The organism is Pseudomonas sp. NFIX49, from assembly GCF_900115915.1.
GTDB lineage: Bacteria > Pseudomonadota > Gammaproteobacteria > Pseudomonadales > Pseudomonadaceae > Aquipseudomonas > Aquipseudomonas pharyngis.
The window spans coordinates 58,414-84,458 of record NZ_FOYE01000009.1 but is presented as its reverse complement, the minus strand read 5'-3'; the positions used below and the strand labels follow the sequence as shown (position 1 = coordinate 84,458).

The following is a 26,045-nucleotide window of genomic DNA, read 5'->3' as shown; positions in this document are numbered from 1 at the left end:
TTGTTGTAGGACAAGATTTCTTTTATCGAAGAATGACTGCCAGCTCACTACAAGAAATTCACAAGATCGAGCGTAGAAGCCATGACCCAAGCGTATGAACCGCTGCGTCTGCACGTCCCTGAACCCTCGGGCCGCCCAGGCTGCAAAACCGATTTCTCCTACCTGCATCTGACCGATGCCGGCACGGTGCGCAAACCTTCCATCGACGTAGAACCGGCCGACACCGCCGACCTGGCACGTGGCCTGATCCGCGTGCTTGATGACCAGGGCAACGCCCTCGGCCCATGGGCCGAAAACGTGCCGGTCGAGATCCTGCGCAAAGGCATGCGTGCCATGCTCAAGACCCGCATCTACGACAACCGCATGGTGGTCGCCCAGCGCCAGAAAAAAATGTCGTTCTACATGCAGAGCCTCGGCGAAGAAGCCATCGGCAGCGCCCAGGCCCTGGCCTTGAACATCGACGACATGTGCTTCCCGACCTACCGCCAGCAAAGCATTCTGATGGCCCGCGACGTGCCATTGGTCGACCTGATCTGCCAACTGCTGTCCAACGAGCGCGATCCGCTCAAGGGCCGTCAACTGCCGATCATGTACTCGGTCAAGGACGCAGGCTTCTTCACCATTTCCGGCAACCTTGCCACCCAGTTCATTCAGGGCGTGGGCTGGGGCATGGCCTCGGCGATCAAGGGCGACACCAAAATAGCCTCGGCCTGGATCGGTGACGGCGCCACCGCCGAATCGGACTTCCACACCGCCCTCACCTTCGCCCACGTTTACCGTGCGCCGGTGATCCTCAACGTGGTCAACAACCAGTGGGCGATTTCGACCTTCCAGGCCATCGCCGGTGGTGAAGCCACCACCTTCGCCGGACGCGGCGTCGGTTGCGGCATCGCCTCGCTGCGGGTGGATGGCAACGATTTCTACGCGGTCTACGCCGCCTCCGCCTGGGCTGCCGAACGCGCCCGCCGCGGCCTCGGTCCGACCATGATCGAATGGGTCACCTACCGCGCCGGCCCGCACTCGACCTCCGACGATCCGTCCAAGTACCGTCCTGCCGACGACTGGAGCCACTTCCCGCTGGGCGACCCGATTGCCCGCCTGAAACAGCACCTGATCAAGGTCGGCCACTGGTCGGAAGAGGAGCACGCCGCCGTCAGCGCCGAGCTCGAAGCCGAAGTGATCGCCGCGCAGAAACAGGCCGAACAGTACGGCACCCTCGCCGGCGGCCAGATTCCAAGCGCCGCGACCATGTTCGAAGACGTCTACAAAGAGATGCCGGAGCACTTGAAGCGCCAGCGTCAGCAGTTGGGGATCTGACATGAACGATCACAACAACAATATTCAGTTGGAAACCGCCATGACCACGACCACCATGACCATGATCCAGGCCCTGCGCTCGGCCATGGATGTGATGCTTGAGCGTGACGACAACGTGGTGGTGTTCGGCCAGGACGTCGGTTACTTCGGCGGCGTGTTCCGTTGCACCGAAGGCTTGCAGACCAAGTACGGCACCTCGCGGGTGTTCGATGCGCCGATCTCCGAAAGCGGCATCGTCGGCGTCGCGGTGGGCATGGGCGCTTATGGCTTGCGTCCGGTGGCCGAGATTCAGTTCGCCGACTACGTGTACCCGGCGTCCGACCAGATCATTTCCGAAGCCGCCCGTCTGCGTTATCGCTCGGCCGGCGAGTTCACCGCCCCGATGACCCTGCGCATGCCTTGCGGCGGCGGCATCTACGGCGGCCAGACCCACAGCCAGAGCATCGAGGCGATGTTCACTCAGGTCTGCGGTCTGCGCACCGTCATGCCGTCCAACCCGTATGACGCCAAAGGCCTGCTGATCGCCTCCATCGAAAACGATGACCCGGTGATCTTCCTCGAGCCAAAACGCCTTTATAACGGCCCGTTCGACGGCCACCACGACCGCCCGGTAACCCCGTGGTCGAAACACCCGCAAGCCCAGGTGCCGGACGGTTACTACACCGTGCCGCTGGACGTGGCCGCCATCACCCGTCCGGGCAAGGACGTGACCGTCCTGACCTACGGCACCACCGTTTACGTATCGCAAGTTGCGGCTGAAGAAAGCGGTGTTGACGCTGAAGTCATCGACCTGCGCAGCCTGTGGCCGCTGGACCTGGAAACCATCGTCAAATCCGTGAAGAAAACCGGCCGTTGCGTGGTCGTTCACGAAGCCACCCGCACCTGTGGTTTCGGCGCCGAACTGGTGTCGCTGGTGCAAGAGCATTGCTTCCACCACCTGGAAGCGCCGATCGAACGCGTCACCGGTTGGGACACCCCCTACCCGCACGCGCAGGAGTGGGCGTATTTCCCTGGGCCGTCCCGAGTGGGCGCGGCGCTGAAACGGGTCATGGAGGTCTGAATGGGCACGCACGTTATCAAGATGCCGGACATCGGCGAAGGCATCGCAGAAGTAGAACTGTCGCAGTGGCACGTCAAGGTTGGTGATCTGGTCGTTGAAGATCAGGTGCTGGCGGATGTGATGACCGACAAGGCGATGGTCGATATTCCCTCGCCAGTCCATGGCAAGGTGATTGCGCTGGGCGGTCAGCCGGGTGAAGTGATGGCGGTCGGCAGTGTGCTGATCAGCATCGAGGTCGAGGGCGCCGGCAATCTGAAGGAGTCGGACAAACCGGCGCCAGTTACGGCGAAAGAAACGCCAGTCGCACCCAAAGTTGAAGCTGTCGTTGAAAGCAAACCCGCCGCGCCGCGTACGGCTCCGGTTTGCCAGGGCGCGGTGGTCGCTCGCGAAGCCGATGAGCGTCCGCTGGCCTCGCCGGCCGTGCGCAAGCATGCGCTGGACCTGGGCATTCAATTGCGTCTGGTGCGCGGTTCCGGCCCGGCCGGTCGCGTGTTGCACGAAGACCTCGAGGCGTATCTGGCGCAAGGTCAATCGAACGCTTCGGCGCCGGTCGCTGCCGCGTACGCCCAGCGTCACGATGAAGAACAGATTCAAGTGATCGGCATGCGCCGCAAGATTGCCCAGCGCATGCAGGACGCTACTCAGCGTGCTGCGCACTTCAGCTATGTCGAGGAAATCGACGTCACCGCAATTGAAGAACTGCGTGCCCATCTGAACGAAAAACACGGCGCCAGCCGTGGCAAGCTGACCTTGCTGCCGTTCCTGGTGCGTGCACTGGTCGTTGCCCTGCGCGACTTCCCGCAGATGAACGCCCGCTACGACGACGAAGCCCAGGTCATCACCCGCCTCGGCGCGGTGCATGTCGGCGTCGCTACGCAAAGCGATGTCGGCCTGATGGTGCCGGTCGTGCGTCACGCAGAAGCTCGCAGCCTGTGGGACAGCGCGGCGGAAATCTCCCGCCTGGCCACCGCTGCACGCAACGGCAAGGCGAGCCGCGATGAGCTGTCCGGCTCGACCATCACCCTGACCAGCCTCGGCGCCCTTGGCGGCATCGTCAGTACCCCGGTGCTGAACCTGCCGGAAGTGGCCATCGTCGGCGTGAACAAAATCGTCGAACGTCCGATGGTCGTCAAAGGCCAAGTGGTGATCCGCAAGATGATGAACCTCTCCAGCTCCTTCGATCACCGCGTGGTCGACGGTATGGACGCGGCGCTCTTCATCCAGGCCATTCGTGGCTTGCTCGAACAACCCGCGACCCTGTTTGTGGAGTGATGGCATGCAATCTCTGAACACCACGCTGCTGATCATTGGTGGCGGCCCCGGCGGTTACGTGACGGCCATTCGCGCCGGGCAACTGGGCATTTCGACCATTCTGGTCGAGGGCGAATCGCTGGGCGGTACCTGCCTGAACATCGGCTGCATTCCGTCGAAAGCGCTGATCCACGTGGCCGAGCAGTTTCACCAGACTCAACATCACAACCAGCATTCGGCACTGGGCATCAGCGTTTCGGCGCCGACCCTCGACATCACTAAAAGCGTCGAGTGGAAGGACGGCATCGTTGATCGCCTGACCACCGGCGTCGCCGCGCTGCTGAAGAAGAACAAGGTTCAGGTCATCAACGGCTGGGCCAAGGTCATCGACGGCAAGACCGTGGAAGTCGGCGATACCCGCATCCAGTGCGAGCATCTGGTGCTGGCCACCGGATCGAAAAGCGTCAACCTGCCGATCCTGCCGATTGGCGGGCCGATCATTTCGTCCACCGAAGCGCTGGCACCGAAGTCGGTTCCGAAACGCTTGATCGTGGTCGGCGGAGGTTACATCGGCCTGGAGCTGGGCATTGCCTATCGCAAGCTCGGTGCCGAGGTCAGCGTGGTAGAGGCGCAGGATCGCATTCTGCCGGCCTACGACGCCGAACTGACCCAACCGGTGCACGACGCGCTGAAGCAACTCGGCGTAAAGCTGTATTTGAAACACAGCGTGCTGGGTTTCGACGGGACTTTGCAGGTGCGCGATCCAAACGGCGACATGCTGAATCTGGAAACCGATCAGGTGCTGGTGGCTGTCGGTCGCAAACCCAATACTCAGGGCTGGAACCTTGAAGCCCTGAACCTGGACATGAACGGCTCGGCGATCAAGATCGACAGCCGCTGCCAGACCAGCATGCGCAACGTCTACGCCATTGGCGACCTGAGCGGCGAGCCGATGCTGGCCCACCGCGCCATGGCTCAGGGCGAGATGGTTGCCGAGCTGATCAGCGGCAAGACCCGCGAGTTCAACCCGACCGCCATCGCTGCCGTGTGCTTTACCGACCCGGAAATGGTGGTGGTCGGCAAGACCCCGGACGAGGCCAAAGCGGCAGGACTGGACTGCATCGTGTCGAACTTCCCGTTCGCGGCCAATGGCCGGGCGATGACCCTGGAATCGAAAACCGGCTTCGTGCGGGTGGTCGCTCGTCGGGACAACCATGTGATTGTCGGTTGGCAGGCGGTGGGTGTCGGGGTATCGGAATTGTCGACCGCGTTCGCCCAAAGTCTGGAAATGGGTGCGCGACTGGAAGACATCGGCGGTACCATCCATGCGCATCCGACCTTGGGTGAAGCGGTGCAGGAAGCGGCGTTACGTGCGCTTGGGCACGCGTTGCATCTGTGACTCTCGGTCGCAGATCGTTCCCACGCTCCGCGTGGGAATGCCTCCACGGACGCTCCGCGTTCGGCTGTTGGGACGCAGAGCGTCCCGGACTGCATTCCCACGCAGAGCGTGGGAACGATCAAAGGCAGAGATTTCGGGCTGCGAAACCGCTCAAGAATGAAGTATTGTTGTGCCCATCCAAAAAAACGTCAGAAGCCTTGAACCGCTTCGGCGGTTGTTCAGTGATAGAGGGTGTCATGGGTAACGAAAGCATCAACTGGGACAAGCTGGGTTTTGACTACATCAAGACCGACAAACGCTATCTGTCGTACTTTCGCAACGGCGAGTGGGACAAAGGCACCCTGACCGAAGACAACGTGCTGCACATCAGCGAAGGCTCCACTGCCCTTCACTATGGCCAGCAATGCTTCGAAGGCCTGAAGGCCTATCGTTGCAAGGACGGCTCGATCAACCTGTTCCGTCCAGACCAGAACGCCGCGCGCATGCAACGCAGCTGCGCCCGCCTGCTGATGCCGCATGTGTCCACCGAGCAGTTCATCGAAGCGTGCAAGCAAGTGGTTCGCGCCAACGAGCGCTTCATCCCGCCTTACGGCACCGGCGGCGCGCTGTACCTGCGTCCGTTCGTGATCGGCGTGGGTGACAACATCGGCGTGCGTACCGCACCCGAATTCATCTTCTCGATCTTCTGCATTCCGGTTGGCGCCTACTTCAAGGGCGGCTTGACCCCGCACAACTTCCAGATCTCCACCTTCGACCGCGCCGCGCCACAAGGCACCGGTGCCGCCAAGGTCGGTGGCAACTACGCCGCCAGCCTGATGCCGGGTTCCCAGGCCAAGAAAGCGCACTTCGCTGACGCCATCTACCTGGATCCGCTGACCCACAAGAAGATCGAAGAAGTCGGTTCGGCCAACTTCTTCGGGATCACCCACGACAACAAGTTCGTGACCCCGAACTCGCCGTCAGTACTGCCAGGCATCACCCGTCTGTCGCTGATCGAACTGGCCAAGTCCCGTCTGGGCCTGGAAGTGGTCGAAGGCGACGTGTTCATCGACAAGCTGTCGGACTTCAAAGAGGCCGGTGCTTGCGGTACTGCTGCGGTGATCACCCCGATCGGCGGCATCAGCTACAACGACCACCTGCACGTCTTCCACAGCGAAACCGAAGTCGGCCCGGTCACCCAGAAGCTCTACAAAGAGCTGACCGGCGTGCAGACCGGCGACGTTGAAGCGCCAGCAGGCTGGATCGTCAAGGTTTGATCTGACGGCCAGATGCACAAAAGCCCCCATCGAGTGATCGATGGGGGCTTTTTTATTCGTTTGGCTCGGTGGCCTTCATGGCAATCCGCTTGCCCGCGCGACCGGCAATCCCGCTCGCCTGTCCGTTCTGCTGCTTGCCCATTCGCGCCTGGGTAATCAATCCGGGAATCAGCTCTCCTTCCGGCAGGTTCTTCCAGAACCGCGTCGGCAAATGCCCCTGCATGACTTTCTCGTTCAAACGCGCCGGATTGAAGATATGGCTGTAGTACGTCAGCCATAAGTCCCCGTGGGGATCATCGACGTTCTGCGCCAGTTGCTGCCACTCCAGCGGACACTGACGTTCATGGATCAGTTGTTCACCATCGTAATAAACCCCATCGCGGGGCGTGGCGATCAGCCAGCGATGCCGGCCCATGCGCCCGATGAAGTGTTCGCTGGCGCTGTGCAGCATGTCATGGGCCGGTTCGTGCCATGCGACGTATTGCGGGCCCGGCAGCTCTGGCGGGCGCTCGATGAAACGCACGAACGCATGCAGATGATGGGCTTCGCGCTGCACCTGCTTGATCCGCCGCTGTAACTCGCTGCCCAGTTTGTCGCCGGCCATCATTGCCGTGCGATCACCATGGCTGACCCGCCACAGCACTTCATACAGCAGACTCCAGCGTTGATCGCCACGGTAGCGTGACGCCTGTTCCAGAGTGTCGAGCAACGCACGCGGAATACGCGCCTGAAATGGCCCCTGCCCCTCGGGCACCGACACGTCACTGGCAAACAGATCACTCACGCCTTCCGACGCCCAGCTCACCAGACTCGGATCGATTTCATGGCTGAGCAGCCAGCGCGCCTGTTGGCGCCAGATGTCGAACAGGTCGTCGCAGTCAAGGTTGATCATCCCCACAGCCCCATCTGTTGCGGCATTGGTCGGTCGCGCAATTGCTGATAAAGCATCTGGCTGGTGACTTCTGCCTGCTGCGGGTGGTAATCGCTGGTGATGATGAACGGTTTGGCCTTGGCCAGCACACAGCGCATGCGCGCCACGTCTTCGTAGCGAATGCGCCGCTGCCGACGCAGTTCCACCAGACGTTCGGTGGTGCGCAAGCCGATGCCGGGAATGCGTGAAATCAACGCCGGTTCGGCACGATTGAGATCCAGCGGGAATACCTCGCGATTCTGTAGCGCCCAGGCCAGTTTCGGGTCGATGTCCAACGCCAGATTGCCCGGCCCCGTGAGCAACTCACCGGCGGTATAGCCATAACCGCGCAACAGGAAATCCGCCTGATACAAGCGGTGCTCGCGCATCAGCGGCGGTGCGGCCAACGGCACGCTTTTCGGACTGTCGGGAATCGGGCTGAACGCCGAGTAATAGACCCGGCGCAGACGGAAGTTGCCATACAAAGCTTGAGCGCTGTGCAGGATGGTGCTGTCGTCGGTGTCATCGGCACCGACGATCATCTGCGTGCTCTGCCCGGCCGGGGCGAACTTCGGTGCGCGGGGTTCGTTGAGCACGGTCTGCACGCCGGTGTAGATGGTATTCATCGCCTGCTTGATCGAACCGATGTGCTTCTCCGGCGCCAGGGTTTGCAGGCTGGCATCGGTGGGCAATTCGATGTTGACGCTCAAGCGGTCGGCATAACGCCCGGCCTCTTCGATCAGCGCGGGATCCGCGTCAGGGATGGTCTTGAGATGAATGTAGCCACGGAACTCATGCTCTTCGCGCAACAGCTTCGCGACGCGCACCAGTTGCTCCATGGTGTAGTCCGCCGAGCGAATGATCCCCGAGCTGAGGAACAACCCGCTGACGCAGTTGCGCCGGTAGAAATCCAGCGTCAGCGTCACCACTTCCTCGGGCGTGAAACGCGCACGGGGCACGTCGCTGGAGCGCCGGTTGACGCAGTATTGGCAGTCGTAGAGACAGAAATTGGTCAGCAGAATCTTGAGCAGCGACACACAACGCCCGTCCGGCGTGTAGCTGTGGCAGATGCCCATGCCATCGGTCGACCCCAGCCCGCTCTTGCCCTCGGAACTGCGCTTGGGCGCGCCACTGCTGGCGCAGGAGGCGTCGTACTTGGCGGCGTCGGCGAGGATGCTGAGCTTGTCGATGATTTGCATGGCACGGACTCGATACTGTTCGCATATACAGTATAGAGAGCGATTGGCTCACACAAGGCGCAATACCGCTCTTCGTCGGAATGTCGCGCCGCAGGAGTCAGGTCAATTTGACTCAAAGGCAGTCAGATTGACTCGATTCCAAAAGAGTCATAATGACTACCAACCCTGCGCAACCCTTGATATCAAAGGCTGTCCGGCATGGCCCGAAAATTGACTGCTCCCCCGTAGCCATTTGGCTGAAGACCAAAAACGGGAGTCGAACATGGATCATGTTTTTCAGGGCAAGCTTGCCGTCCTCACCGGTGCCAGTTCGGGCATAGGCCTGGCCGCTACCGAGCGTCTGCTGGATCAAGGCGCGCGCGTATTGGCCATGTCGCGAAAACTCGGCGCACTGGCCGAACTGCTTGAACGGTATCCCCACCAACTGGTCTGGCATCCCGGCGATGTCACTCAAGCCTCTGACCTTGGCTCCTTGGCCGAGCAGGCTGCGAGTCTGGGCCCGGTGAGCTTCGTGGTGCCCAATGCCGGTATCGCAGAGCTCGCCGACGGGCTCGACAGCTCGGCGTTCGATCGCCAATGGGCAGTGAACGGCGCCGGCGCCCTGAACACCTTGGCCGCCCTGCGCCCGCACCTTGCAGACAAGGCGTCAGTGGTGTTCATCGGTACTTTTCTGGCCGGAATCAGTTTCGCGGGACTGGCCGCCTATATCGCATCAAAAGCAGCATTGATCGCCCACGCCCGAACCCTCGCGGTCGAGCTGGCACCCCACGGTGTGCGCATCAATTGCGTCTCCCCCGGCCCGACCGCAACGCCGATCTGGTCGACACTGGGCTTGAGCGACGAAGCGCTCGGCGACGTGGCCCAGGGCGTCAACAAACGGCTATTGGGCGGACAATTCCTGGAACCTGCGGCAGTGGCCGACGTCATTCTTTTTCAGTTGGGCAATGGCGCACGCGGCGTCGTCGGGCAGGATTGGGTGGTCGATAGCGGATACACCCTAAGCTAACGCGCATGCACCGATCCGGGCGGGGAGTCAGTCAGTTGGCGACCTGACGATTCCCGCCCGGACCCAGGCAAAACCAGTCCCCAGCGCGACGCCAGTTCCCGGCGCCCCTGCACCGTCAAAGTGAGCGCCCGACTGTCCAGATCCTGCGTCACCCATTTGCGCTTCAACGCGGCCTGCAACAACGCGGCCCCGAGCGAACCGCCCAGATGCGGCCGACGCATGCTCCAGTCGAGGCACGGGCAGGCAAAGCGGCGGCGCATCGTCGACAGATCCTTGACCTCAATGCCCAGCCCTTCAAAAAACGCCTCCCCGCTTTCACTGAGGCGATAAACCTGTTCATCGGTTTCCACCAGCCATCCCGCCTCAAGCAAGCGGTCATGCAGCAACACCGCCAGCGTCCCGGCCATATGGTCGTAGCAGGTGCGGGCAAATTGCAGGCGATCCGGCGTATGCGGTTTGAAGGTCGGCGCGGGGTTTTGGCCGATCACCATCAGCGCTTCCAGCGCCTGGGCCACGCGCTTGTCGGCGAGGCTGTAATAACGGTGACGGCCCTGCACATGCAGGCGCACCAAGGCCAGGTCCTTGAGCTTGGCCAGGTGCGCGCTGGCGGTCGAGGCGCTGACGTCGGCGAGGGTCGCCAGCTCCGTGGCGGTGCGGGCGTGGCCGTCCATCAGCGAGCACAGCATTTTGGTCCGCGCCGGTTCCGCGATGGCGGCGGCCACTTGCGAGACGCCGATGTCTTGATGTTCTGCGTGCATATTTCGCTCCCGGACGAATCATCGCCCTCAAGGACTGGAGATAGTAGCAACACTTTCCCCACCGACAAGGTTGCGATCCATGGACCCGATCATCGCTGCGACTCACGCCGATCCCTACCTCTACTACGCCGAACTGCGCGCGGCGGGCGGGCTCACGTTTAATCACGGACTGAAACTGTGGGTGGCCAGCAGCGCCCGGGCGGTGCGCGCGGCGCTGGCGCATCCGGATTGCCGGGTGCGTCCGGTGCAGGAACCGGTGCCCAAAGCCATCGTCGACGGCATGGCGGGCAAGGTGTTCGGCCAGTTGATGCGCATGAATGACGGAGAAGCTCAGCGCTGCCCGCGTTCGGCCATCGAGCCGCCGTTGGGGTTGATTGGTCGGGAAGAAGTCAGCGCGCTGGTGTCCGCGCGGTTGATCACGAACGATGCCGACGGCCTCTATAAAGCAATGTTTCGCGGCCCGGTGTGCGTGGTTGCATCGCTGCTCGGATTCACCCCGGCGCAGGCGCGGGTCGTGAGTGAACTAACGGCCGATTTCGCGGCGTGTCTGTCGCCGCTGAGCAATGACCTGCAACTGGCGGCAGCGCATCGGGCGGCGGAGCAATTGCGCGGTTACTTCATTGAGTTGCTGTCGGACCCGAACCCGTTTCTCGCCGACATTCGCCAGCGTTTTGTCGGCGATGCGGACGTGCTGCTCGCCAACCTGATCGGCCTCTGTTCACAGACGTTCGAGGCCACTGCCGGGCTTATCGGCAATGCGTTGGTGGCTTTACAGCGTCAGCCTGAATTACGCGCGGCGTCAGTGGATTCGTTACTGGCTGAAGTCCAACGCTTCGATCCATCGGTGCAGAACTCCCGCCGATTTGTGGCGAACACCTGCGAAATCGACGGCGTGCGGCTGGAAGCCGGCGACGTGATTCTGGTGCTGCTGGCCTCGGCCAATCGCGACCCCGCACTGAATGGAAACCCGGATCGCTTTATGGTGGATCGCCCGAACCGACGCAGCTTCACGTTCGGCAGCGGTCGGCATCAATGTCCCGGACAGATGCTGGCGATGACGATCGCCAGCGCCACGCTCACTGAAATTCTCGCCCGCGACATTGATCCGGGAAGACTCGCGTGGCACTACCGGCCTTCGCTGAATGGACGAATTCCGATGTTCAGCGAGATGCAGACTTAAGCATCGCTGCAATCAAGGATCAGGTGGCCCATTCCAGGGATGCAGGCAACTGGAAACAGAGGTCTACTTCCAGTTTTGCGGCGGCCGACAGGTTGACCAGCGCGTCCAGCGAGAACTTGTCGATTTTGCCGTTGAGTACGTCGTTGAGACGCGGCTGAGTGATGCCAAGACGCTTGGCCGCCTCTTTCTGGGGAAGCTCCCACGCACGAATCGTTTCGCAAAGCGTGCGCATCAGCTTGGCCCGCAGACGCATGTTGGCCGCTTCATGCGGCGTGTCTTCCAGTGCGTCCCAGATGTTTGAGAAACGTTGGGGTGGGTTTTGATGATCCTTCATGTTTCACCTGTTCCTGGCATTTGAACGTGCCACGCAGGCTATATCGAAACCGATATAAATCAAGCTCAAAGTGGCTTATTAAATATTCGGTATCACAAAGAGGATGTTCACAAGCAAACACGCTTCACAGGCCGACGGCGACCTTTTACGTGAGCCATAAAGCCTGACAAATGAAGCATCATTTTGCCCTCATCCGCGAGGCTACATCGCCTTGCGCCTTTGCCTACAACTACGCCAGAATCCGCCGGCTTGTGCGGTTTTGAGGGCGTCAGTAACTTGGTCCGCGTCACTGAATGGTCAGTGATCGGGTTTAGTCGCTCGATGATTTCTCAAAACTTTACATGTGCTCCAGACAGTCAGGTGACCTTCATCTGCACTCTATGGCGGCTGTGTGCAGGGCACCCTCGGGTGCGCCGGTTTTGGGAAGTCGCCGGTCGACTAACCTGCGTACAGCTGCCACCTTTTCGTTTAGTCGCGAGGTGGTGTCGGCATCACTTTGAGGCTTTCCCGAATGTTCAAATACGTCCCCGATCCACCCGAAACAGACAAACCCAGCGAATCCGATCCGGCCTCGCCCTACGCCTCCGCCGATTCCAGAAAACTCCACGAAGCCGCCGAGCGCGCCCTCGACCATTACCTGAAACCCACCGCCCCGAAACAACACTGCCCCGGCCGCATGTTCCTCGTCGCCCCCGACCTGGATCAACATGCGCTGCTGGCCCACGCCTGCGAATCGATGACTTCGGCCAGCGTGATGCTCAGCGACTTCGCCGCGCTGCTGGACCCACCCTACCGCAGCACCGTGCTGGGCATCGCCCAAGTGGTGATGTGTGGCGAACTGGCTGTGAACCGGGCGCTGGACACTCTCGATGCCACGACCTGAGGAACACCCATGGAAAGCAAATCCGATGCACACATCGTCGCCGCCCTGATCTCCATCGGCCTCAACGAGAAAGACAGCCAATGGGCCCAGAAAGCCTGTTTGCTACTGCTCGAGAGCGAACGGAAATCCATCGTCAGCGCCGCACTCACCGCACTCACCCAACTCGCCCGTGACCATGGCGAACTGGACCGCAGCCGCCTGCTGCCGGCACTCACCAGCGTAAAACGCAGATTCCCAAGCCTGACCGGCACGGTTGCCGCGACGCTGGATGAGATGGCGATGGCTGCGTAACACCTGGGGCATAAGGCAAGAAAAAACCCGCTGCCTCCGTGAAGGGAGGCAGCGGGTTTTTATGACTTCAGCGATGAAACGGGCAATCAATCCTCCCGCGTCAAAACCTCAAGCAACTCAATCTCGAACACCAAATTCGAATTCGGCGGAATCTTGCCCATCGTCCGCTCGCCGTAACCCAGATGCGCCGGCACCAGCAGCTTGCGCTTGCCGCCCACCTGCATGCCCATGATCCCTTGATCCCAACCCTTGATCACCCGGCCCGTGCCGATCACGCACTGAAACGGCTTGCCCCGGCTCCAGGACGAATCGAATTCGGTGCCGTCTTCCAGCCAACCGGTGTATTGGGTGGTGATCAACGCGCCTTTGACGGCGGCTTTTCCGTCTCCGGGCTGAAGATCGATTATCTGCAGTTCATCATTCATAACATTCGCTCTATTGTTCCGCTGGCCGCCGTTTTCCCAGAAATACCGGCCATTGGCAACCGTTTGACCCTACGTCGGCCGTGATGGATGATGGCCACCCGCTACCAATCCCGATCGATACGCCATGTCAGCGACGCTTGAATGACTCAACTCTGGATCAGCTTCGCCATTGTCGCTGTGCTGTTGGTCGTGATCGCCGTTCTGATCCGCCGAGTGCGCGAGCTTCGTCAGCAACTCGCCGAGTATCGCGAATTGCTCACCCGCGCCGCCGAGGGCCAGAACATACGTCAGGATGGCGATGCCGACCGCTTCAAGCGCAGCCAGTATTTCGCCCGGATCGGCACGTGGGACTGGGAAGTCGACACTGACCGGCTCTACTGGTCGGACGCGATCTTCGGCATGTTCGGGTTCAAGATCGGCGAAGTGACACCCTCCTACGCCCTGTTCTGCTCCTGCGTACACCCCGACGACCGCGCCCGGGTGCGCGCCGGGGAATTGCGGTGCCTGAAGACCGGTGAAAACCATGATGAGGAATACCGCGTGGTCTGGCCCGACGGCACGATTCGCTGGCTGCGGGAAACCGGTAACGTGGTGCGCAACGATCACGACGCGGTTATCAAGATGATGGGTGTGGTACGCGACATCACCGAAGAAAAGGCCTCGGCCAGCTACCTCCAGCACTTGGCTCACTTCGACCCGTTGACCGGCCTGCCGAATCGGCTGGTGCTGGAGGAACGGCTATCGGAAGCACTGGAACATGCCCGCGTGACCGAGACGCGGGTGGCGCTGGTGTTTATCGATCTCAACGGCTTCAAAGCGATCAACGACCGCTACGGTCACGCCGCCGGCGACCGCGTTCTGATCACCACCGCTACGCGCCTGAAACGCATCCTGCGGGTCAGCGACACCGTCGCGCGGATCGGCGGCGACGAATTCGTGGTCATCCTGCAAGGCCTCGCCCCCGGCCTGAACCTGCAGGACGAAGCGCGCAGCATCTGCCAGAAAATCTTCATCGAACTGTCCCCGCCGACTCCCATCGGCAACGAACAACGCCATATCGGCACCAGCCTCGGCGTCGCCGTATTCCCCGACCACGCACCGACCATGGACCGCTTGCTGCACATTGCGGATCTGGCGATGTATGAGGCCAAGCGCAGCGGGAATAATCAGTATCGATTGGGCGGCGGGCAAGCGCTGAGTCATGGCCGGGCTGATTGAGCCCGAGGCTATTTCTCCACCGGCTGAATCGCCACAATCGTCCCGTTGGTAATCATCACCATCACGTACTTGTCATTGATCTGCACCCACTGCGCTTGCGGTTCCGGCTGCTTGAGGCCTTTCTGTTTCCAGTTTTTGATGGCTTTTTCGCTGCGCTGGTAGATATCCGGGGCGCGGTCGTTGACGTTCAGTTCGCGGTTGCCGGTCGGTGATTGCTCGACAGTGTCGTTCGAGGTTTGCGCCGCTTGAACGAGGGGGCTGATCCCGGCGATGCCGGCGACTAGGGCCAGGCTGGCGATTAGGGTCTTGTTGTTCATCGGTGAACCTCCTTCAGATGTGTGATACCTGAACTCCGACTGCGGGGTTCCGGAATCATTCCTTGTTTATTGATGGAAGTTGAGATTGTAGCCACGCTCCGGAACGCGATCCGGGCTAACCCGCCACCGGGCCAATACAGTCAACGGCATCCATTTGCGATAAGATCGCGCGCCCCTGCCGAGTGAATAAGGACATCACCGTGAAAATCTATCTCATCGTCAATCTGGTGTTGCTGGCGCTGCTGGGGCTCTACGCTGTCAGTCTTTTCAACAAACTTGTTGCCCGGCGCAACGAGATCAAGAACGCATTTGCTCAGGTCGAAGTGCAGCTCAAACGCCGCTATGACCTGATCCCCAATCTGGTCAGCATCGCCAAGGGTTATCTGGCCCATGAGCGCGAAACCCTTGAAGCGGTGATCGCCGCGCGCAATGCCGCCGTGGCCGGACTTGAGGCTGCGCAGGCGAAACCGGGCAGCGCCCAGAACATCGCGCAACTGGGGCTGGCGGACAGCGCACTCAGCAGCGCGGTGGGTCGATTGAATCTGACGCTGGAAGCTTATCCGGAACTCAAGGCCTCCCAGAACATGCAACAACTGAGTGAAGAGCTGAGCAGCACCGAAAACAAGGTGAGCTTCGCGCGCCAGGCGTTTAACGACGCGGTGATGACCTACAACACGCTCAAGCAGAGTTTTCCGGCGGTGCTGCTGGCGGCCAGTTTTGGCCATCGCGAGGATGCGGTTCCGCTGAAGTTCGCCGATACGCTGGCCATCAAGACCGCGCCCAACGTTTCTTTCTGATTGCTGCTCTCCATGGATGGCCCGATGAATTTTTTTGAACGACAAACCCAGGCCCGGAACCAAACGTCACGGCTGGTTTACCTGATGATTCTGGCGATTGTCATGCTGATCGGGATGACCAGCCTGCCCTTCGTCTTCAATGGCTTTGAGGATTACCTGAGCGGGACTGGCACGCTGGCGGACGCGTTTCTGGCAATGGCCGTTATCGCATCGTTCATCAGCAGCATCGTGGTGATTGGCGGTCTGCTCAAATATCGGCAACTGCGCGCGGGCGGCAAAGTCGTCGCGGAGAAACTGGGTGGCCGCCTGCTCAATGGCAATGTGCGAACCCTGGACGAGCAGCGGTTGATGAACGTCGTCGAAGAAATGGCGATCGCCTCCGGCACCTGCCTGCCGGCGGTGTATCTGTTACCGGACGAAAGCATCAACGCCTTCGCGGCCGGATTTACACCGGAGGACGCGGCCATTGGTGTGACCCGTGGCGCAGTGAAACTACTGACCCGAGAAGAACTGCAAGGGGTGATCGCCCACGAACTCAGCCACATCTTCAACGGGGACATGCGCCTCAACACGCAACTGGTGGCAGTGGTGCACGGCCTGTTGGTGTTGGGGCTGGCTGGCACTTACATAATGGCCAGCCTGCTCAAGCGCGACAAACGCGACGTGCGGTTGATGCTGGTGGTTTTTGCGCTCGGTGCCGCACTGTGCGTGGCCGGATTTATCGGAAATCTCTATGGCAATTTGATCAAGGCGGCTGTCAGTCGCCAGCGTGAATTCCTCGCCGATGCCAGCGCGGTGCAATACACGCGCAATCCGCAAAGCATTGTCGGTGCCCTGAAAAAAATCGGCGCCCATGCACAAGGCTCGGTGATCAGCTCGCCCCGTGCCGCCGAGTTCAGCCATTTGTTTTTCAGTACCGGCGGCTCAGGTTTGCTGAGCCGGATGTTTGCGACCCACCCTGATCTGAGCGTACGGATTCGTCGGATCGATCCGCAGTGGGACGGGAGTTTTACGACGGCTGCCGCAGCGGGCAGACCGGTGCCAGATCAGATGGCGGCAACGGCGGATTGATTCAGACTAGATGAATTTCTTTGAACAACAGTGCCGGGCCAAACGTCGCTCGGTGCAGCTCGTGATCTTGATGTTTCTCGCCGTACTCGGCTTGATTCTTGTGTCCTGCATGCTCCTGATTCTGCCGTTCTCATACGGCAAAACGCTGGAGAACATGGCGTCGAACTGGCAGTTTTTCGCGACCGTTGCGACGCTGGTAACGGGTGTTGTGTTGCTCGGCGGGCTAATCAAATACGTCGAACTGACAGGGGGTGGAAAAGTGGTCGCGCGCCGTTTGGGCGGTCGTCTGATCAACCATGACGCGCGGACTCTGGAAGAGCGCCGCCTGGTCAACGTGGTGGAGGAAATGGCGTTGGCGTCTGGCACCGCCGTTCCTTGCGTGTATCTGTTGCCGGATCAGGGCATCAATGCATTTGCCGCCGGTTTCACCCCTCAGGATGCAGTGATCGGCGTCACTCAAGGTGCGATAAGCCTGTTGTCACGCGATGAACTGCAAGGCGTGATCGCACACGAATTCAGCCACATCTATAACGGCGACATGCGCCTGAACACCCAACTGGTCGCGATCGTTCACGGGATCATGGTGATCGGGCTGGCGGGAAACCATCTCTTGCGCGGTCTTGAAGACACACCACACTCATCTGCCAATCGTAAGCAGCCGACCATTCTGGTCAGCATGTTTGGCACTGCGCTGTGCATTGTCGGATTCTCCGGGACGTTCTTCGGCAACCTGATCAAGGCTGCGGTCAGCCGGCAACGCGAATTCCTGGCCGATGCGACCGCCGTGCAATACACCCGCAACCCCGACAGTATCGCCGGGGCACTGAAGAAAATCGGCGGGTATAAAATGGGCTCGACCCTCAAGGCAGCCCGCGCTGCCGAGTTCAGCCACCTGTTTTTCAGCCCTGGCACTTCCAGCGCTCATCTGCTCTCGGGCCATCCGGATCTGCGTGAACGCATTCGCAGGATAGACCCTGACTGGGACGGGACTTTTGTGAACATCGCCGCACCAGCGCAAGACTCGATGGTAGCCAGAACCGTACAGGCAGCGACGCCAAAACAGCTGCCATAGCACGCCATTGATCTGCATAGCGCATCAATCCATGCCAACAATGCAATTAACAAATCGATCCCTGCGCGCCACTATCCGCCCCAATAAAAACCGTGCGCCGCCTCCCCGTCGCGCACGTCATAAAAGCGGTGGAGTACTTTTCTATGACAGCCTCAATCCCACACGGCGGCTCGCGGGCCGGCGCCATTTTCCGGGTGACCTCGGGTAACTTCCTCGAACAGTTCGACTTCTTTCTGTTCGGCTTCTACGCCACGCAGATCGCGGCGGTGTTCTTTCCGGCGAGCAGTGAGTTCGCGTCCCTGATGATGACTTTCGCAGTGTTCGGCGCAGGCTTTTTGATGCGTCCGCTGGGGGCTATCGTGCTCGGCGCGTACATCGATGACGTCGGTCGTCGCAAAGGTTTGATTGTCACCCTGTCGATCATGGCCAGCGGCACGATACTGATTGTGCTTGTGCCCGGATATGAAACCATCGGCCTGTTTGCCCCGGCGCTGGTGTTGATCGGACGGCTGCTGCAGGGCTTCTCCGCCGGTGCCGAACTGGGCGGGGTTTCGGTGTATCTCTCGGAGATCGCCACGCCCGGTCGCAAAGGCTTTTTCACCGCCTGGCAGTCGGCCAGTCAGCAGGTGGCCATCGTCGTCGCCGCCGCGCTCGGTTATGGCTTGAACCAATGGATGGCGCCGGAAGCGGTCGCCGATTGGGGCTGGCGTATTCCGTTTTTCGTCGGTTGCATGATCGTGCCGTTCATCTTCTTTCTGCGGCGCAACCTCGCGGAGACCGAAGAGTTCGCCGCTCGTAAACATCGTCCGAGCATGAAGGAAGTGTTCCGCACCCTCGGCCAGAACTGGGGCGTGGTGCTGGGCGGGATGCTGATGGTTGCCCTGACCACCACCGCGTTTTACTTGATCACCGTGTACGCACCGACCTTCGGCAAAACCGTGCTGCACCTGAGCACTTCCGATGCATTGCTGGTGACGCTGCTGGTGGGCGTTTCCAACTTCTTCTGGCTGCCGATTGGCGGTGCATTGTCCGATCGCGTCGGCCGCCGTCCGGTGCTGATCGCCATGGCGTTGCTGGCCCTGGCCACCACGTATCCAGCGCTGTCGTACCTGGTGCAGGCGCCGAGCTTCAGCCACATGCTGTTGTCGCTGTTGTGGCTGTCGTTCATCTACGGTTTGTACAACGGCGCGATGATCCCGGCCCTGACCGAGATCATGCCGGTGGAAGTGCGGGTGGCCGGTTTCTCCCTGGCCTATAGCCTCGCCACTGCCGTGTTCGGCGGGTTCACCCCGGCAATGTCGACCTTCCTGATTGAGTACACCGGCGACAAAGCCGCACCGGGTTACTGGATGAGCATCGGCGCACTGTGTGCATTGTGCGCCACGCTTTATCTGTATCGCCGGGCCGGCGGTCGTCTGCAACCTGTTACTGCCTGAGAACATCACCATGAAAAAACTGTTTACCGTTACAGCCCTGCTCGCCGGTCTTGCGTTCAACGTTGCGGCCCAGGCCGAAGAACTGCGGGTCATGACTTCCGGCGGTTTCACCGCCGCCTACAAGATCCTCGGGCCGAAATTCGCCGCCGCCACCGGCAACACGCTGGACACCCAACTCGGTCCGTCGATGGGCAAGGCGCCGGAGGCAATCCCCAATCGCCTCGCCCGTGGTGAAAAGGCCGACGTGGTGATCATGGTCGGCTACGCCCTCGATGATCTGATCAAGCAAGGCAAGGTTGATCCGGCGTCGCGGGTGGAGCTGGCGGATTCGCGAATCGGCCTGGTAGTGCGCGAAGGCGCGCCGAAACCGGACATCAGCAACGTCGATGCCCTGAAGAAAACCCTGCTGGATGCAAAATCGGTGGCTTACTCCGACAGCGCCAGCGGCGTGTACATCGAGCAGCAATTGTTCAAAAAACTGGGTATCGAAGATCAGCTGAAACCGAAGGCGAAGATGATCCCGAAAATCCCGGTGGGCTCGGTGGTCGCCACTGGCGACTATCAACTGGGCTTCCAGCAGGTCAGCGAATTGCTGCCGGTGCCGGGTGTGAGTTTTGTGGCGAAGATTCCTGAATCGGTGCAGTCGGTGACCCGATTTGCAGCGGGCATTCCAGTGGGTGCGCAGCATCCGCAGGAAGCCAAGGCGTTGCTCGCTTATCTCGCCGCACCCGCCGCCCAGGCTGACGTGCAGGCCACCGGTCTGGATTCGGTCAAGCGCTGACCGTCGGCGGCTGGACTTTCATTTCCACCACCAGCCGCTCCAGTTCCAATGCCGCCGGGGTCAGCGTTCGACCCCGGCGTTTGATGATGCCGACACTGCGCATCACTTGCGGATCGGTCAACGGTACCCGCGTCAGAATCGGATGATCCGCCGCCGGCATCGCCATCAACGGCACCGCCGCCACGCCCAACCCCGCCTCCACCAGACCAATCATGGTCGTCACATGCCGCGTCTCGCAGATGCTCGGGCGCTGCGGCACCACTTTGGCCAGCGCCTGATCGAGCAAAAAACGATTGCCGGAAGTCTTGTCCAGCGAGATGTAATCCTGCCGGTAGAACTCGTCCCAGGTCACGCTCCTGCGCCCGGCCAGCGGATGATCGCGGCGACAGGCAACCACATAGCTTTCCTGTACCAGCGGCTCGAAATCCACGCCCGCCTCCTGGGTGCCCATGAAGCTCAGACCGAAATCCGCCTCGCCGTTGACCACTGCGCTCAGCACGTCGTGGGCGCTGGAATCGAGGACTTTGACTTTGATTCGCGGAAACTGCCGGTGATAACGGGCGACGACGCTCGGCATGAAGTAGTACGCCGCCGACGGCACGCAAGCGACGGTCACGTGGCCCTGCCGATTCGAGGCGACCTCACTGATGCCGAGCAACGCGACGTCCAGATCGTCGAGCAAGCGTTCGACGCTGGGCATGAAACCGCGTCCGGCCTGGGTCAGGCTGACCTTGCGCGTGGTGCGCTCGAACAGCTTCACGCCGAGAGCGTCTTCGAGCTTTTCGATGCGCCGGCTCAGGGCCGGTTGCGACAGGCGCACGGTGTCGGCGGCCTTGCGGAAACTGCCCTGCTCGACGACGGCGCGAAAGGCTTGCAGGTCGTTGAGGTCGAAGTTGATGGCCATGGAAGACTCGGGAGGAATTGATTCGCTGAGGCTATAAATGTAACCAATTGATGCAAATTATTACAGAAGCACATCTGCTCAATCAGGCTCTGCGCTGGATCTGCAATCATTTCAGCCTTTATCCTTGTCGCCCCCCGCCGTACCGCGTTACTGGAGTTCCGCTAATGCCCCATGAAGGCAATCTGTTACAAGCCGCTGTCGTCTTTCTTCTGGCCGCCGTGCTTACCGTTCCCCTGGCCAAGCGCCTGCAACTGGGCGCGGTGCTCGGTTATCTGTTTGCCGGGGTGATCATCGGCCCGTCGGTGCTGGGCCTGATCGGCAATCCGCAGAGCGTCAGCCATATCTCGGAACTGGGCGTGGTGCTGCTGTTGTTCATCATCGGTCTGGAGTTGTCGCCGCGACGCTTGTGGGTGATGCGCAAATCGGTATTCGGCGTGGGTCTGGCGCAGGTGCTGCTGACCGGTTCGGTGATTGGCGTACTGGCGCTGTCGGTGTTCGGTCAGCCGTTGAACAGCGCGATTGTCTTGGGCCTGGGTCTGGCGCTGTCGTCCACCGCGTTCGGGTTGCAAAGCCTGGCGGAACGCAAAGAGCTGACCAGCCCCCACGGTCGTCTGGCGTTTGCGATTCTGCTGTTCCAGGACATCGCCGCGATCCCGCTGATCGCCCTGGTGCCGATGCTCGCGGGGGTCGATCACCACACCAGCACCGCCGACGACGTACGCCACAGTTTGCAGGTGCTCGGCGGCATCGCGGTGGTGGTGATCGGCGGACGTTATCTGTTGCGTCCAGTGTTTCGCATCGTGGCGAAAACCGGTCTGCCGGAAGTCTCCACCGCCACCGCGTTGCTGGTGGTGATAGGCACGGCGTGGCTGATGGACATGGTTGGTGTGTCGATGGCGCTGGGCGCGTTTCTCGCGGGCCTGCTGCTGGCGGATTCGGAATATCGCCATGAGCTGGAAGCGCAGATCGAACCGTTCAAGGGCCTGCTGCTGGGGCTGTTTTTCATCAGCGTCGGCATGGGCGCCAACCTCAGTCTGCTGCTCAGCGCGCCGATCACGGTGCTGGGGCTGACGCTGCTGCTGATCGCCCTGAAGTTGCCGCTGTTGTTTGTGGTCGGGCGTCTGGCCGGCGGGTTGAACAAGGTCAGCGCGATTCGCCTCGGCATCGTGCTGGCGGCGGGCGGTGAATTTGCGTTTGTGGTGTTCAAGATCGGTCGCGATCAGGGGCTGTTCGAACCGCGTCTGTACGATCTGCTGGTGCTGACCATCACCCTGTCGATGGCGGTGACGCCGCTGTTGCTGTTGGTCTGCGCACGACTGGTCAGCCCGAAGGTTCAGCCAGTGGAAGTGCCGGAGAAATTCCGCCAGATCGAGACCGAAACCCCACGGGTGGTGATCGCCGGCATGGGCCGGATGGGCCAGATCGTGGCGCGGATCCTGCGGGCGCAGAACATCAAGTTCGTGGCGCTGGACACCTCGGTGGAGACTATCGAACTGTCGCGCAGTTTCGGTGGCGTGCCGGTGTTCTACGGTGACCCGATGCGTCCGGAAATCCTCAGTGCGGCCAAGGCCGGGGAAGCGGAGTATTTCGTGATTGCCACGGACGATCCGGAAACCAACATCAAGACCGCCGAGATCGTGCGCAAGCTCTACCCGCACATGAAAATCATCGCCCGGGCGCGTAACCGGCAGCATGTTCATCGGTTGGTGGATGTGGGGGCCGATCCGATCCGGGAGACTTATTACTCAAGTCTGGAAATGAGCCGCCGCACCTTGGTTGGCCTTGGCTTGACCCAGGCCCAGGCCGATGCGCGGATCAAGCGCTTCAAGCACCATGACGAACAGGTGCTGGAAGCGCAACACGCGGTGTACGACGACGCGGCCAAAGTCCTGCAGACCGCCCAGGAAGCGCGGGCGGAACTGGCCCGGTTGTTCGAGTCGGATCAACTGGAAGAACAATCGGGCAAGTCCTGAGTTCCCGCACACTGCGCGCGCCGACCGCCTGACCCTGATCGTTCCCACGTCGAGGCGTCGAACCGTCCGCGTGGGAATGCAGCCCGGGACGCTCCGCGTCCCTTCCAGAGCTGGAACGCGGAGCGTCCCTTGAGGCATTCCCACGCGGAGCGTGGGAACGATCTCGTGGGAGCTAGCAGGCTCAGGCTATCTCCAGCTCCCTCTCTTCTTTGGCCGGCGCTACAGCAAACCGATCCGCCAGAAACGGCGTGATGTCCAGCGGCAGCGGTTCATCGTTGACCAGTTTGTCCAGCAACACCCCGGTGATCGCCGACGTCAGCACCCCGGTACGGAAATGCCCGCAGGCGTTGAGATACCCCTCTACCCCGGCCATCGGCCCGAGAATCGGCAACTCGTCCGGCGAACCCGGCCGCAATCCGGCCCAGGTACGCTTGAGGTTGATGTCCGCCAGTTCCGGCAGGCAACGGACGGCGCCCTGCACCAGCCCGGCGATTTCCGGCCAGGTGGTGGTGACGTCGAAGCCTTTGTCCTCGGTGGTGCTGCCGATCAGGATTTCGCCGTTGTCCTTCTGCGCCATGTAGCAATCGCTGGTGGTCAGGCATCCGTTGAGGATTTTCGGCAGGCGCTCGGTCAGCAGAATCTGGCCTTTCACCGGTTTCACCGGAATCCGGATGCCCGTGGCCCACTCGCTCAAGTCCGCTGCCCAGGCGCCGGCGGCGTTGATCAGGGTTTTGCAGTGGAACACCCCGGCTTCAGCCGTCTGCACCCCGGTCACCCGCGTGCCGTGATGCAACACGCCGGTGATGTTGGTGTTGACGAACATGTCCACGCCATTCTGCCGGGCGCCTTCGGTGTAGGCGTCGGCCAGGCGGAACGGGCTGACCTGATGGTCGCAGAGAAACTCCAGCGCCCCGCGCGCTTCATGGCTGACGCTCGGCTCGGACTCGCGCAATGCCGCCTGATCCAGCCAGCGCACCTGATCGGCCAGATGCGGAATGCAGCCGACGATGTGCTCGGCGTACAAGCGGTCTTCATCGTCATAAATGACGAATTTCAGCCCGGTCCTTTCGAACTTGAAATCCATCCCGTGGTTGTCTTTCAGCTCACGGTGCAACGCCGGGTACAACGCATTGGACTGCAAGGCGAAATCGAAGAACGACGGCGGCAGAATGTGCGGCGTGCTGGCGTCCACTGCCACCGCCGCGCCCTGGGTTTCGCGCTTGCGGTTGGCCGACATCATGCGGAAGAAAATCACCCCGCAGCCCAGCCCCACCGACTCGCCGATGGCCCACAAGCCACCGGCCGAAGCGCGGGTCGCGTTGCCCGGGCGCTTGGCGTCGATCAGCGCAACCTTGAGGCCTTTGCGCTTGGACAGTTGATAGGCGATGGACGCGCCGATCACACCGCCGCCGGCGATGACCACGTCATAGAACTTACTCATGGGAAACGGCCTCCGTGCCGAGGGACTGGAATGCGGAAAAAGGTATCGGATCGATCGGGAAACGCGGGCGCAGCCAGCCGACATCCTTGCGCCCGGTGGCCTGTCGCAAACGATCGCTGCAATAGCCGACGCACATCCGCCCCTGACAGTCGCCCATGCTTACGCGGGTGCGCATTTTCAGGCTGGCGATGTCTTGCACGCCCTGCTCCAGCGCGCGGTCGATGTCGGCGCGGGTCGCGTGTTCGCAGCGGCAGATCACCGTGTCGGCGGCCGGCAATGCGGTCTGCCCGACGCCGCGTTCGGTGTAGCGATCCACCGCCGCGCGGAAGCGCACGATGGCTTTGAGTTTGCCCAGATAACGGTCGCGACGGACGCGCGCCAGTTCCTCTTCGAGCACACCGCGTTGCAGCAGGATCGAAGTGGCAGCGATCTTGCCGGCGAGCATCGCCGCTTCGCCGCCGCGAATCCCGCCCATGTCACCGGCCAGATGCACGTGGGGCTCGCTGCTTTGCTGCCAGATGTTGGCGTTGGCGCGCAGGTAACCGTCGTCGCTGAAGCCGTGATCCAGGCCCATTTGCTGACTCAGTTGCGTGCGCGGAATGAAGCCGTAGCCGACCGCGAGTGTCTTCGCCTCGAAGCGTTCGACGCGACTCATGTCCGGCTCCCACGTTGCCGAGTACGGCGCCACGCTGACGCTTTTCAGTTCGCCTTCGCCGTGCGCTTCGACCACGCCCCAGCCGTAGTTCATCGGGATGCCATGCAGTTTCAGATAAGCGAGCATGCTCAAGCCATCGAGGAACAGTTGCGGCTTGTTCAGCAGTGCCAGACTTTCCTTGGCGATCTTGCCGAATGCGCAGGCCTCGTAGACACCCGCCACACTCACGCCCGACGCATGCAACTGGGTCGCCACCAGCGGCAACAACGGCCCGGTGCCGGCGATCACCACCGGCCCCTGCGGTTTGACCACGCCGCTTTTGATCTGCAATTGCAGGCCGCCGAGCATGATCACGCCGGGCAGCGTCCAGCCTGGAAACGGCACGCTGCGTTCATGGCAACCGGCGGCCAGCAGCAACTGCGGGTATTCGATTTCGTGCAGACGCTCGTCGCCGTCCAGCACCACCAGCGAGCGCGTGCCTTCGGCGCCGACCACGCGGTGGTTGAGGCGCACGTCGATCAGCCCGGACTGCTCCTGAAAATCACCGTGCAGTTTGCCCAGCACCTCGGCATAGCGCGGCCCCAGGTAATCCAGCTGCACGCCGTCACGCAGCGGCCCGCGATAGACCACGCCACCCAGGCGCGAAGCCTCTTCAAGCAAGGTGCAGCGCACCCCGTGCAGGGCCAGTTCGATGGCCGCGGCCATTCCCGCCGGACCACCGCCCACGATCACCGGATGCAGGCTCATACCACCTCCTGCCCGTGAATACGATTGACCTGGGTCTCGATCAGCATGCCGTCGCGCACCACGGTCTGGCAGGCGCGGCGCTTGTGCCGACCGTTGATTTTCACCAGGCAGCACTGGCACACGCCCATGCCGCAATAGGCACCGCTGATCTGGTTGTGATCGTTGCGCGCGACCTGGCGCACGCCGAGGGACTGAATGACGCTGAGCACGGTTTCGCCGATGGCGGCGCTGACCGGGTGGCCGTTGATGTGGACAGTCATATCCGCCTGCGCCAAAGGCTGGATATCGAAGGTTCTTTCTAGGCAGTGCATTGCAATGATCATCCGTGAAAAGTTCAGGTGAGGTTGAAACAGCTCCTTGCTGC

26 protein-coding genes are annotated in these 26,045 nt (G+C 61.3%); 16 read left to right on the top strand and 10 right to left on the bottom strand.

Annotated elements, in window-relative coordinates; translation table 11 throughout:
* The first annotated feature begins 81 nt into the window (after positions 1-81).
* From BMZ46_RS24240 to BMZ46_RS24220, 5 genes are all read left to right on the top strand, one after another.
* Positions 82-1,317 carry a 3-methyl-2-oxobutanoate dehydrogenase (2-methylpropanoyl-transferring) subunit alpha gene (locus BMZ46_RS24240; RefSeq protein ID WP_007965287.1) on the top strand — a complete coding sequence of 412 codons (1,236 nt, stop codon included), beginning with the start codon at positions 82-84 and terminating at the stop codon, positions 1,315-1,317.
* Position 1,318: 1 nt separating this feature from the next.
* A complete protein-coding gene (locus BMZ46_RS24235; protein WP_003224000.1) occupies positions 1,319-2,377 on the top strand; it encodes an alpha-ketoacid dehydrogenase subunit beta in 1,059 nt (352 codons plus the stop codon).
* Entirely contained in the window at positions 2,378-3,649 is a 1,272-nt protein-coding gene (locus tag BMZ46_RS24230; RefSeq protein WP_074688830.1) for a dihydrolipoamide acetyltransferase family protein, read from the top strand.
* A 4-nt stretch (positions 3,650-3,653) separates the two neighbouring features.
* Entirely contained in the window at positions 3,654-5,027 is a 1,374-nt protein-coding gene (lpdA, locus tag BMZ46_RS24225; protein WP_074688832.1) for a dihydrolipoyl dehydrogenase, read from the top strand.
* 236 nt (positions 5,028-5,263) lie between these two features.
* Positions 5,264-6,283, top strand: a complete 1,020-nt coding sequence (locus BMZ46_RS24220) for a branched-chain amino acid aminotransferase (protein WP_039767249.1) — start codon at positions 5,264-5,266, stop codon at positions 6,281-6,283.
* 52 nt (positions 6,284-6,335) lie between these two features.
* On the opposite strand, the gene BMZ46_RS24215 is transcribed toward BMZ46_RS24220, so the two are convergent.
* Both BMZ46_RS24215 and BMZ46_RS24210 read right to left on the bottom strand, forming a co-directional pair.
* Positions 6,336-7,175 carry a TIGR03915 family putative DNA repair protein gene (locus BMZ46_RS24215; RefSeq protein ID WP_074688834.1) on the bottom strand — a complete coding sequence of 280 codons (840 nt, stop codon included), beginning with the start codon at positions 7,173-7,175 and terminating at the stop codon, positions 6,336-6,338.
* Positions 7,172-8,392 (bottom strand): putative DNA modification/repair radical SAM protein, encoded by a 1,221-nt coding sequence (locus tag BMZ46_RS24210; protein WP_074688836.1) that lies wholly within the window; start codon positions 8,390-8,392, stop codon positions 7,172-7,174. The genes BMZ46_RS24215 and BMZ46_RS24210 overlap by 4 nt, the downstream gene beginning before the upstream one ends.
* A 262-nt stretch (positions 8,393-8,654) precedes the next feature.
* Here BMZ46_RS24210 and BMZ46_RS24205 point away from each other — a divergent pair, with 262 nt between their 5' ends.
* Positions 8,655-9,398, top strand: coding sequence for an SDR family NAD(P)-dependent oxidoreductase (locus BMZ46_RS24205; RefSeq protein WP_074688838.1), 744 nt, complete (start codon positions 8,655-8,657; stop codon positions 9,396-9,398).
* On the opposite strand, the gene BMZ46_RS24200 is transcribed toward BMZ46_RS24205, so the two are convergent.
* Positions 9,395-10,156, bottom strand: a complete 762-nt coding sequence (locus BMZ46_RS24200) for an ArsR/SmtB family transcription factor (RefSeq protein ID WP_074688840.1) — start codon at positions 10,154-10,156, stop codon at positions 9,395-9,397. The genes BMZ46_RS24205 and BMZ46_RS24200 overlap by 4 nt on opposite strands.
* 79 nt (positions 10,157-10,235) lie before the next feature.
* On the opposite strand from BMZ46_RS24200, the gene BMZ46_RS24195 reads away from it, so the two are divergent.
* Positions 10,236-11,336 (top strand): cytochrome P450, encoded by a 1,101-nt coding sequence (locus BMZ46_RS24195; protein WP_074688842.1) that lies wholly within the window; start codon positions 10,236-10,238, stop codon positions 11,334-11,336.
* Between the two features lie 19 nt (positions 11,337-11,355).
* Here the strand turns inward: BMZ46_RS24195 and BMZ46_RS24190 are convergent, their stop codons facing one another.
* Positions 11,356-11,670 carry a helix-turn-helix domain-containing protein gene (locus BMZ46_RS24190; protein WP_039767259.1) on the bottom strand — a complete coding sequence of 105 codons (315 nt, stop codon included), beginning with the start codon at positions 11,668-11,670 and terminating at the stop codon, positions 11,356-11,358.
* A 511-nt stretch (positions 11,671-12,181) separates the two neighbouring features.
* Here BMZ46_RS24190 and BMZ46_RS24185 point away from each other — a divergent pair.
* Positions 12,182-12,553, top strand: coding sequence for a DUF6124 family protein (locus tag BMZ46_RS24185; RefSeq protein WP_039767261.1), 372 nt, complete (start codon positions 12,182-12,184; stop codon positions 12,551-12,553).
* A gap of 9 nt (positions 12,554-12,562) precedes the next feature.
* Entirely contained in the window at positions 12,563-12,844 is a 282-nt protein-coding gene (locus BMZ46_RS24180; protein ID WP_039767262.1) for a hypothetical protein, read from the top strand.
* A gap of 86 nt (positions 12,845-12,930) precedes the next feature.
* Here BMZ46_RS24180 and BMZ46_RS24175 read toward each other — a convergent pair whose 3' ends face one another.
* On the bottom strand, positions 12,931-13,269 hold the full coding sequence (locus BMZ46_RS24175) for an FKBP-type peptidyl-prolyl cis-trans isomerase (protein ID WP_007952931.1): 339 nt from the start codon (positions 13,267-13,269) through the stop codon (positions 12,931-12,933).
* Positions 13,270-13,410: 141 nt separating this feature from the next.
* Between BMZ46_RS24175 and BMZ46_RS24170 the strand changes: the two genes are divergently transcribed.
* Entirely contained in the window at positions 13,411-14,487 is a 1,077-nt protein-coding gene (locus BMZ46_RS24170) for a sensor domain-containing diguanylate cyclase (RefSeq protein ID WP_074688844.1), read from the top strand.
* A gap of 8 nt (positions 14,488-14,495) precedes the next feature.
* On the opposite strand, the gene BMZ46_RS24165 is transcribed toward BMZ46_RS24170, so the two are convergent.
* Positions 14,496-14,804, bottom strand: a complete 309-nt coding sequence (locus BMZ46_RS24165; protein WP_011334872.1) for an RcnB family protein — start codon at positions 14,802-14,804, stop codon at positions 14,496-14,498.
* 200 nt (positions 14,805-15,004) lie between these two features.
* Between BMZ46_RS24165 and BMZ46_RS24160 the strand changes: the two genes are divergently transcribed.
* The 5 genes from BMZ46_RS24160 (at position 15,005) to BMZ46_RS24140 (ending at position 19,961) form a co-directional block, all read left to right on the top strand.
* Complete coding sequence (locus BMZ46_RS24160; protein WP_074688846.1) at positions 15,005-15,601, top strand: LemA family protein; 597 nt, start codon at positions 15,005-15,007, stop codon at positions 15,599-15,601.
* Positions 15,602-15,625: 24 nt separating this feature from the next.
* Positions 15,626-16,672: a M48 family metallopeptidase gene (locus BMZ46_RS24155; RefSeq protein WP_074688848.1), complete on the top strand. Its 1,047-nt coding sequence runs from the start codon at positions 15,626-15,628 to the stop codon at positions 16,670-16,672.
* 10 nt (positions 16,673-16,682) lie between these two features.
* Complete coding sequence (locus BMZ46_RS24150; protein WP_074688850.1) at positions 16,683-17,744, top strand: M48 family metallopeptidase; 1,062 nt, start codon at positions 16,683-16,685, stop codon at positions 17,742-17,744.
* 143 nt (positions 17,745-17,887) lie between these two features.
* Positions 17,888-19,180 carry an MFS transporter gene (locus BMZ46_RS24145; RefSeq protein WP_039767269.1) on the top strand — a complete coding sequence of 431 codons (1,293 nt, stop codon included), beginning with the start codon at positions 17,888-17,890 and terminating at the stop codon, positions 19,178-19,180.
* Positions 19,181-19,190: 10 nt separating this feature from the next.
* Positions 19,191-19,961 (top strand): substrate-binding domain-containing protein, encoded by a 771-nt coding sequence (locus BMZ46_RS24140; protein WP_074688852.1) that lies wholly within the window; start codon positions 19,191-19,193, stop codon positions 19,959-19,961.
* Here BMZ46_RS24140 and BMZ46_RS24135 read toward each other — a convergent pair.
* Positions 19,951-20,865: a LysR family transcriptional regulator gene (locus BMZ46_RS24135; protein ID WP_074688854.1), complete on the bottom strand. Its 915-nt coding sequence runs from the start codon at positions 20,863-20,865 to the stop codon at positions 19,951-19,953. The genes BMZ46_RS24140 and BMZ46_RS24135 overlap by 11 nt on opposite strands.
* Positions 20,866-21,029: 164 nt before the next feature.
* Between BMZ46_RS24135 and BMZ46_RS24130 the strand changes: the two genes are divergently transcribed.
* A complete protein-coding gene (locus BMZ46_RS24130) occupies positions 21,030-22,838 on the top strand; it encodes a monovalent cation:proton antiporter-2 (CPA2) family protein (RefSeq protein ID WP_074688856.1) in 1,809 nt (602 codons plus the stop codon).
* Between the two features lie 181 nt (positions 22,839-23,019).
* Here BMZ46_RS24130 and hcnC read toward each other — a convergent pair whose 3' ends face one another.
* From hcnC to BMZ46_RS24115, 3 genes are read right to left on the bottom strand one after another with little or no spacing between them, the layout of a single operon-like run.
* Positions 23,020-24,279, bottom strand: a complete 1,260-nt coding sequence (gene hcnC / locus BMZ46_RS24125; RefSeq protein WP_074688858.1) for a cyanide-forming glycine dehydrogenase subunit HcnC — start codon at positions 24,277-24,279, stop codon at positions 23,020-23,022.
* The gene (gene hcnB, locus BMZ46_RS24120; protein WP_074688860.1) at positions 24,272-25,681 is read right to left on the bottom strand and encodes a cyanide-forming glycine dehydrogenase subunit HcnB; all 1,410 of its coding nucleotides are present in this window, start codon (positions 25,679-25,681) and stop codon (positions 24,272-24,274) included. Before hcnB ends, hcnC begins: the two co-directional genes overlap by 8 nt.
* Positions 25,678-25,992: a (2Fe-2S)-binding protein gene (locus tag BMZ46_RS24115; protein WP_074689298.1), complete on the bottom strand. Its 315-nt coding sequence runs from the start codon at positions 25,990-25,992 to the stop codon at positions 25,678-25,680. Before BMZ46_RS24115 ends, hcnB begins: the two co-directional genes overlap by 4 nt.
* Positions 25,993-26,045: the final 53 nt, after the last annotated feature.

Bases quoted from the DNA above. Each gene is read 5' to 3' on its own strand.
- BMZ46_RS24240 (WP_007965287.1), top strand. From the start codon at position 82: ATGACCCAAGCGTATGAACCGCTGCGTCTGCACGTCCCTGAACCCTCG.
- BMZ46_RS24235 (WP_003224000.1), top strand. From the start codon at position 1,319: ATGAACGATCACAACAACAATATTCAGTTGGAAACCGCCATGACCACG.
- BMZ46_RS24230 (WP_074688830.1), top strand. From the start codon at position 2,378: ATGGGCACGCACGTTATCAAGATGCCGGACATCGGCGAAGGCATCGCA.
- lpdA (WP_074688832.1), top strand. From the start codon at position 3,654: ATGCAATCTCTGAACACCACGCTGCTGATCATTGGTGGCGGCCCCGGC.
- BMZ46_RS24220 (WP_039767249.1), top strand. From the start codon at position 5,264: ATGGGTAACGAAAGCATCAACTGGGACAAGCTGGGTTTTGACTACATC.
- BMZ46_RS24215 (WP_074688834.1), bottom strand. From the start codon at position 7,175: ATGATCAACCTTGACTGCGACGACCTGTTCGACATCTGGCGCCAACAG.
- BMZ46_RS24210 (WP_074688836.1), bottom strand. From the start codon at position 8,392: ATGCAAATCATCGACAAGCTCAGCATCCTCGCCGACGCCGCCAAGTAC.
- BMZ46_RS24205 (WP_074688838.1), top strand. From the start codon at position 8,655: ATGGATCATGTTTTTCAGGGCAAGCTTGCCGTCCTCACCGGTGCCAGT.
- BMZ46_RS24200 (WP_074688840.1), bottom strand. From the start codon at position 10,156: ATGCACGCAGAACATCAAGACATCGGCGTCTCGCAAGTGGCCGCCGCC.
- BMZ46_RS24195 (WP_074688842.1), top strand. From the start codon at position 10,236: ATGGACCCGATCATCGCTGCGACTCACGCCGATCCCTACCTCTACTAC.
- BMZ46_RS24190 (WP_039767259.1), bottom strand. From the start codon at position 11,670: ATGAAGGATCATCAAAACCCACCCCAACGTTTCTCAAACATCTGGGAC.
- BMZ46_RS24185 (WP_039767261.1), top strand. From the start codon at position 12,182: ATGTTCAAATACGTCCCCGATCCACCCGAAACAGACAAACCCAGCGAA.
- BMZ46_RS24180 (WP_039767262.1), top strand. From the start codon at position 12,563: ATGGAAAGCAAATCCGATGCACACATCGTCGCCGCCCTGATCTCCATC.
- BMZ46_RS24175 (WP_007952931.1), bottom strand. From the start codon at position 13,269: ATGAATGATGAACTGCAGATAATCGATCTTCAGCCCGGAGACGGAAAA.
- BMZ46_RS24170 (WP_074688844.1), top strand. From the start codon at position 13,411: ATGACTCAACTCTGGATCAGCTTCGCCATTGTCGCTGTGCTGTTGGTC.
- BMZ46_RS24165 (WP_011334872.1), bottom strand. From the start codon at position 14,804: ATGAACAACAAGACCCTAATCGCCAGCCTGGCCCTAGTCGCCGGCATC.
- BMZ46_RS24155 (WP_074688848.1), top strand. From the start codon at position 15,626: ATGAATTTTTTTGAACGACAAACCCAGGCCCGGAACCAAACGTCACGG.
- BMZ46_RS24150 (WP_074688850.1), top strand. From the start codon at position 16,683: ATGAATTTCTTTGAACAACAGTGCCGGGCCAAACGTCGCTCGGTGCAG.
- BMZ46_RS24145 (WP_039767269.1), top strand. From the start codon at position 17,888: ATGACAGCCTCAATCCCACACGGCGGCTCGCGGGCCGGCGCCATTTTC.
- BMZ46_RS24140 (WP_074688852.1), top strand. From the start codon at position 19,191: ATGAAAAAACTGTTTACCGTTACAGCCCTGCTCGCCGGTCTTGCGTTC.
- BMZ46_RS24135 (WP_074688854.1), bottom strand. From the start codon at position 20,865: ATGGCCATCAACTTCGACCTCAACGACCTGCAAGCCTTTCGCGCCGTC.
- BMZ46_RS24130 (WP_074688856.1), top strand. From the start codon at position 21,030: ATGCCCCATGAAGGCAATCTGTTACAAGCCGCTGTCGTCTTTCTTCTG.
- hcnC (WP_074688858.1), bottom strand. From the start codon at position 24,279: ATGAGTAAGTTCTATGACGTGGTCATCGCCGGCGGCGGTGTGATCGGC.
- hcnB (WP_074688860.1), bottom strand. From the start codon at position 25,681: ATGAGCCTGCATCCGGTGATCGTGGGCGGTGGTCCGGCGGGAATGGCC.
- BMZ46_RS24115 (WP_074689298.1), bottom strand. From the start codon at position 25,992: ATGCACTGCCTAGAAAGAACCTTCGATATCCAGCCTTTGGCGCAGGCG.